3 protein-coding genes are annotated in these 7344 nt (G+C 31.7%); all 3 read right to left on the reverse strand.

Translation table 11 applies throughout. From position 1 onward, the window contains the following. Positions 1-298 precede the first annotated feature (298 nt). From cas2 to cas9, 3 genes are read right to left on the reverse strand one after another with little or no spacing between them, the layout of a single operon-like run. Positions 299-637 carry a CRISPR-associated endonuclease Cas2 gene (cas2, locus tag A3SG_RS0116755; RefSeq protein WP_016991163.1) on the reverse strand — a complete coding sequence of 113 codons (339 nt, stop codon included), beginning with the start codon at positions 635-637 and terminating at the stop codon, positions 299-301. Beyond that, positions 634-1524: a type II CRISPR-associated endonuclease Cas1 gene (cas1, locus tag A3SG_RS0116760; RefSeq protein WP_029596874.1), complete on the reverse strand. Its 891-nt coding sequence runs from the start codon at positions 1522-1524 to the stop codon at positions 634-636. The genes cas2 and cas1 overlap by 4 nt, the downstream gene beginning before the upstream one ends. Before the next feature lie 4 nt (positions 1525-1528). Further along, on the reverse strand, positions 1529-5827 hold the full coding sequence (cas9, locus tag A3SG_RS0116765) for a type II CRISPR RNA-guided endonuclease Cas9 (RefSeq protein ID WP_035664469.1): 4299 nt from the start codon (positions 5825-5827) through the stop codon (positions 1529-1531). Positions 5828-7344 lie beyond the last annotated feature (1517 nt).

Here is a 7344-nt window from a genome sequence, read left to right on the forward strand (position 1 = left end):
AGGATATTACATAGGTTACACAATTGATGTTGTGAATTCCTTTCAAATTTTTGTAGATTTATAAAATATGGTTCCAACCTCAGAATTTCTCAATAAAATAGAGGATTGAGAAGGAAATCTACAAAAGTAAAAAAACTAAAAAATGCCTGATAGAACAATTGTTCCCAGGCATTTTTCAATTGTCATACGGCCGTAATTTTATTTTGATGGTCTCCCATTTTACTAGAGTCCGATGTAATCTGACCTAAAATAGCAGATTCCCCCTGTGCCTAAGTGCGCTTTTATAGAAATAAATGACTTAAAACAACTCCAATTGCTGAGGAATATTTGGCAATTCGGTTTCCTTTTTAGCAAAAAATAATTCCATCTGACCAAATTGCTTATCAGTAACACATAAAATTCCTACTTTTCCTTCTGGCGGCAGATTCTTTTTAGTTCGTTTGATATGTACCTCAGCATTTTCTTTACTGGGACAATGTCTCAGATATATAGAGAATTGAAACATCGCAAAACCATCGTCTAATAGGGATTTACGAAATCTAGCAGCAACACTTCGCTGCTTCTTCGTTTCTGTCGGCAAATCAAAAAATACAAGTACCCACATAATTCTGTATGCATTATATCTACTAAAACTCATTTAAACAATGGGTAATGGATTACTCGACTTTCACCCATAAAACATTTGCACAACGAACTTGTTGTGATACTAATTGCTGTCAACAAGGGACGTTGCAATCCGTTTATATAGACATCGCGAGTTGCCAACTGTAAAAGATGCGCTTTGGCAGCTTTGTCCAACTCATGAGAAGCTTGGGGCATTTGCATCCATTGAACTACCAAATCATCGACATACGGCCGGTATGGTTCCATAATGTCATCCGCCAAACAATAAGCATTATATTTATTCCGGTGAAAGATACCGATAGTTGGATGCAATCCACTACTTACCAAAGCACGAGCTACCATACTACGCAAAACTGCATAACCGAAATTAAGAAAGTTATTGGGCGCATCTCCTTTTCGCTCTCTTATAAAATCGTCAAACAATCTTCTCCAATAATATTGCGCTGCAATTCCCTCCATATTGGTAATATCACCCGATTTTACATCATTCATATATTGGAGCATAGAATCATGTTGTAGATTAAATTTCCTAAGTACTTCCTTTTGCTGAAATATTTTTGACTCGACGGTTTGTTTCCACAATTGCTTGCGCAAAGGTTCACTAACATTTATCTGATGCCTTAATCGCTCCGAATGTTCAACGTGACCACTCATAGGCAGCATTAATCCCAATGGCAAATGCGATTCGTCGCAACTGATAATAGCTACATTTTGCTGCTGTAAAGCCAAAATTACTGGATGCGAAATCGTAATTTGTGGATGATCGAGCACTAGAAAACCGATATCTTCTATAGCAACAGATCCCTTAAGTTCTTTGGTTTCTGCATCCTCAATTTTAAGTTGATTGTCCTTTAACTTCAAATATGTTGGATTGCCTATGTATATGGTGCGTTTAAGCATATTATTAGGCTTTTGAAATATTACCAAGTCGGTCCACCTCTAATTTTACGCATATATCTTTAATCATAATACCATCAACAGATCTTTCCATTTTATTCAATGCGGAAAATTCTATTTTGTTAACAATAGAGACAGCCATATTATGTTTAATAAAAAATAGTTGGCTTCCACTAAAACTAACAACTTTGTATAGATCTTGTTCTTTGAAGCTTTCTATTTCTGACAAACAAACCAAATCATTCGGCGATAAAGTAAAAAGCAGCTTCTCACCCTTGTCATTTTCTTCCGGAACTGAGTTTAAACCTTGTTTTTGTCTTTCTACTACCAAATTTAAAGGAATCGTCTGAAAGTTTCTTTTCCCATTATTATCAGCATAAACAGCAAAAAATAAGTTAGTGCCCTTTGCTGCTTCAACATATTTGTCAGTTTTATTACCTGTCTCCCCCAAAATGAACTTGCTTCCCTGCTCAAAAACCCTAACCTTTAGAATAGGTTGATGATCTTTTCCATCATTAAAATGACTGATATTAAGGTTCATTTCTTCCACTCCTTCAGGAGAAAATGCTATCTCAGAATTGCCTTCTTTATGTCGCAAATAATTGAGTAAAATTTTCTGAATTCCTGTGTCTGTGATTGTAGCTATTACTTTTTCATTAAAAGAAGTATCAAGCAATTTTCGCGTTGCTGTCAAAATTTTGCCCTTTGCTACTTTTATTCTATCCAATTTTATCTTTCCTGAAACAGTCTCTTTATGCAACGGTTTTCGAATTGCCCAATTTACACCTTCCTGTTTTACATTTTCTTTTGTCAGTTCTCCATTTTTATCAACCCATTTTTCATAATAATTTGTCGCTTTATTTATCACTCGGAGATTTTGCTTAAAACTAATGACAATATTTCCTAGTTCTTTTTTAGCATCATTAGTAAAAGTACCCCAAGGTTTTAAAAAAACTTTAGCAACTTCACGTTCGATTCTTTCTCCAGTTCTAGAATCATTATAAGCAACTTTCTCAAACTTGCGGAGCTTACGATTCAGATCATATCTCTTTGAATCCGATTTTGCTGATTCATTATTTAATAAGTTAATATGATCTCTAGTTGCACAAGCAATTACTAAAGCATCCATTGCATGATGTCTGTGATCAATTCGTTTTTTTGAAAAGCCTTTCGATAGTTCGAGCGGAACAGTTGGGAGAAACTTTTGATGGTTCTCATTATAAGAAGTAAAATCAGACGAATTGGTTATTTGATTCATTCGTTCGAATCTTGGCAGAACTAAATCATTCCAAACATCGTTTAATCCCCAATCTTGCTTTAGACGGTTTGTTATTTTTCCGTTTCCAGGAAGAATGTTTTTTGAATTATACCCATCATCATTCACATCAGATCGGACAATGTTTGACAATAAATTAGAAATATATTTACTAATATATCTGGTGTCATTTAATTGCCTTTCTATCATCTTTTCAGGAATCTCATCCATGAGTAACTTATTTCGTTTACTCCTATTTTTATTATAATGGAGCTTTACAAAATTTTCATATTCATCTATTTCAAATATTTTTGTACCATTAGGCATTTTATAACCATGAAAATTCTTAATAAATTCTAATCCAATTTGATTGTCCTTTAATTTATTTACCACAGATTCACAGATAATTTTATTGCTAAAACTATCATCAAAATAGCGACTTTGCGGAATGATGTGCTCAATCTCATATTCGGAAGTGAATAATTTATTCAAAGGTATAATCTGTCCTGTATATGGTGATTTATACTTTTGTTCTAACCATAGTTTATATCGTCTTAATTCTGAACTAGAGGGCTGTGCAGTCTTACTAATTTTCAAAATATCTTCTTCAATTTCTATATCAGACTTCAAAACACCATCTTCATAAATTTTCAGGATTTCAGCTTGCATTGGAGAATAGGCACGTACGTTATCTACAGCAATATCAGAAGACATTTCTGCTAACAAAAGCTTGATGCGTAAGTTTGTATTTTCGTTATCTGTAACAATATTGGTAATGCTTTTTCTTTCATCAGCAGTATTCTTCATGTCTCGTCCTAACTCTACGTGGATTTCATCAAAGAAATTAGCAGCTCCTTTTCCATACTTCTTCCAAATATCCTGTACTACACGAAGTGTTTCTGTAATTATTTGTTCGACAATCGGATTTCGCAAGGAATGTTGTTTAAAATCTTTGATAAAATCTTCTAAATCTTTAACAGAACTCCACTTACCAGCCAACGCCGCTTCTGAATGTCTGCCATACATAATATATTGTGCCAACCAGAGAGGTAAATTCTGAAAGTCTTTCTCCTTGTTTAATTTATACTTTTCTGCTTTTTCTCTAATTTGAGTTTTGATATTTTCATCAAACTCTCCAGTAATAATCTTATCAATTCTACTTTGCGCATCAGTATTTATCGATTCCCATGACCAAGTTTTTCCAAAACGCAAAAGAGGAAGTAGGTTTTTAATTGCTTTCTCAGAATAACTACCATAATCACTATTAAAAGGTGGAATTTTTTTGAAGGCATCTACAAAAGTTTCCATCTCCAATTCATTCTTTTTTGAAAATGTTTTCAAAGCTTTTTCATATTCTATTTTATCAGTTACAGAATAAATTAGATGCCATAAAGCCATCTCTTTCTCAAAAGTTAAAAAACCATCCGAAATACTTCTCACTTTATCCAATCGTGATTGAATCATATGTCGAGTTTCGTTGCAAGGGTATTTTTTATCTTGCACATAGTTCCAGCGATATTTTTCTATTTCCGCAGTTAATGCTTTACCCTTAAAATCTTGATTTTCTAAAAGAAACTTTATTAAAAATTTTTGTTCAATCTCTTTTCTTTGATTTAAAAATTCAAATAGCTTTTCTAAATCTTCAATACTATCCCAAAAATCTCTAGTAACGTTCACATCATCATTTTTTCTATAAATAGAAAGATTTTGAATCCATTGTCTCAATCTAAATTCTTGATAATAAGGATTCGATTTTGCGATAACTTTTAAAGGTCTGACAATTTCTTGCCCCTTCTCATCTTTTGAAACTCTAAACTCTAGACTACAAGTGCCGATATTTGATTTCTGACTCCTTAAAGGTCTTTGATAAAATATAATATCATTTATCAACAAGTACAGTAAATCTTTTGAAGCTATCATTTTTTGATGCAGATGATTACTTCGATATAATTCGCAAGCACAATCATTTAGAACTGCAGAGTCTTTGAATTCATTATGAAATTCAGCTTGTTTACTAAGAATTTTATGTAACTCTTCTTTATAAAACTTTCTCTCAATGGTGCGAACGAGTTGTCCTTTTATCTTTTGTTTTGGGTGCGCTAACAAGTGGTCATAAATAAATGTTCCAACCGTTTTATCAGATTCTTTAATTTCTTGCTCAGTTTTCTTTTTCATTAACGTCCAATCGTCCGGACTCGGAGCACGAAAACTTCGTTTAACGTTGCCATCTTTGCCTATCTTTTCGGTTCCATCATTATTTAAATCTGTTGAAACTATAAAATCACGAACTTTATTTTTCCAATCATCCAATGGGGTTTTACTGGATCTTCTGTACACCCAACCATTCTCCAATTGTAAGGAGTACCAAAATTCACCCTTATTGTTTTTTTGCTCATCAGCAACCACATCAACAATTTTTAAAGAGTGAAATTCAACTAATTTATTGGGGTCTTCCTCTTCTTCTTCACCTCTTAGCTGATAGTACCCTCTTTTCTGATTGAAGTTTAAAATTATCCACGAAAGTTCTTCTTTCTCTATTTTTTGAGTTAGCGCTTTTTTTCTCAAATAATAAATTGTCCAATCATGAGGAACTAAACTGTTTTCTCCTTTTTTATTTAGTAAGAATCCTGGTTGATGAACCTTAAAATCTTCTAGCATTTCATTAAATGACTCTTTAAATAAAAACTCATTTTCGAAATAAGCGATTTTAGGTTCAAGGTCCCTTTTAAATTTTCCTAAGCGTTGAATAAAATCTATTTGTTGGTCATAATGTTTAGGTAAAAAATTTAGAATATGCAAAACTCTATGCAAGCGTTCACGTCTCAATAAATGGCGTTCACGTAATCTTCTAACTCCTCTGTACGCAGTTCTATCTGCTGTTTGAGAAATAGAATTTCCTTTTCCAAAGTCTCCAATAATATCTTGTGACATCGGAATAATTCTAGATCCCATTCCAAGAATCTCGCCTTCTTTATTTTTAAAATCTTGTTTTACCAAAGCCCACCCAATACTATTGGTACCTAAATCTAAACCTAATATATTTTTACTCATAACTTTCAACATTTATTGTTCAAAAATGTACGCATAAAATTTAAACAAAAATATTACGAATCAACTATATTATTTACAAATAACTTTGTATATTTGTTTTGAAAGGAATTCACAATAAGGATTATTCCGTTGTGAAAACATTTAGTGCCTCGACTATCTTCGGGGCTTTTTTATTTTCGATAGCTTCCTAAAAAGCAAGAATCATTCTAAAAGTCTAACCACACGGTCACCAATATCTTTAACTTTTTCAATATCTTTTTTTTGTTGTTCGATAGCTTTTTTTTTCTTATTTTCATATGCTCCTAAATACATTTAATTTGAATTCGAACTGAAATACCTATTTATTATATCTGTCACAAACAAAATTTGAGTTCTCAAAATATCGGTTGTCCGAAATCTATCTTTCCGCTACTATTTAAGGTTGTTAAAATTCTTCCCCTACAACATTCATCCCTTCCTCTAAAAAGTTTCATTGAATCTCATTATTTACCACTTTGACAAAAACAATTATTACATGTTTATTGGAAGTATTGTGACCATAATCGGATTCGAACCAATTTTAATTTAAAATCAATAATTTTATATTTAAATGAACTTCTATAAATAAATTTTCGGCGAAGCCATTATTTCATACTAGTAAATTGTAAAAACAAGATGTTAAAATCACAATCTCAAATCGAGAAATTTAGATTAATTTATTTTAAAAATGATGTTTAATACAAGTAATTCTATAATTATCATCCAGGAATTTATCATACTTTTCGAAGATTAACCTCTGATTAATAAAATTAATATTTGCTAAATTTTGAGTCAAAAAAAAGTGAGGAAAAAGAGTGAGGAATACTCAGAAAAAAAACAAACCTCGAAACATTCAAGATTCGGTTAAGTCCTATAAAATGACAAAGTAAGAGGGGATATAAAAAATATAGCAATTTTCATAACCCTGAGGTCACGGGTTCAAATCCCGTCCTCGCTACAAAAACAAACCCTTAAACAGCAATTGTTTAAGGGTTTTTTATTTATTATAGAGTCTGAAAAAAGTACTAGGATAAAAACATTTCCTTTGTTTTCATTTTGATCACTCCTTTTTCGACACTTGACCAAATGTTAGCGACTAGACAATTACGTTTTCAACCATCACCCAATTTATTTTATATCTTTCCTCTTTAATTTTTCTCACTGTAATGTTACTTTCCCTCGTTTAAAAATCAACCTAAAAGCAATTTTCGACCCTACAATACAAAATTATTGTATAAAACAAATGAGACTAATTCTTGAAGAATTGATAATTATTTTTATCAGACACTACTGACTTTTTTATCATATTTAACTTATATATTTTTCCTTTGTGTGTATTTAATCGATTTTATATGTTTATTATCGGTAATTAAACGAATCGTTTTATACTTTTATTCTCTAAAATTGGATTTTTTAGACAATCCTTTTTCTATCACTCCAAAAACTAAAATACTTTCAATTAAAAAATAAAATATGGAGAACTTTACTATTAAACGAAT

This window comes from Flavobacterium sp. ACAM 123, from assembly GCF_000264055.1.
Lineage (GTDB): Bacteria > Bacteroidota > Bacteroidia > Flavobacteriales > Flavobacteriaceae > Flavobacterium.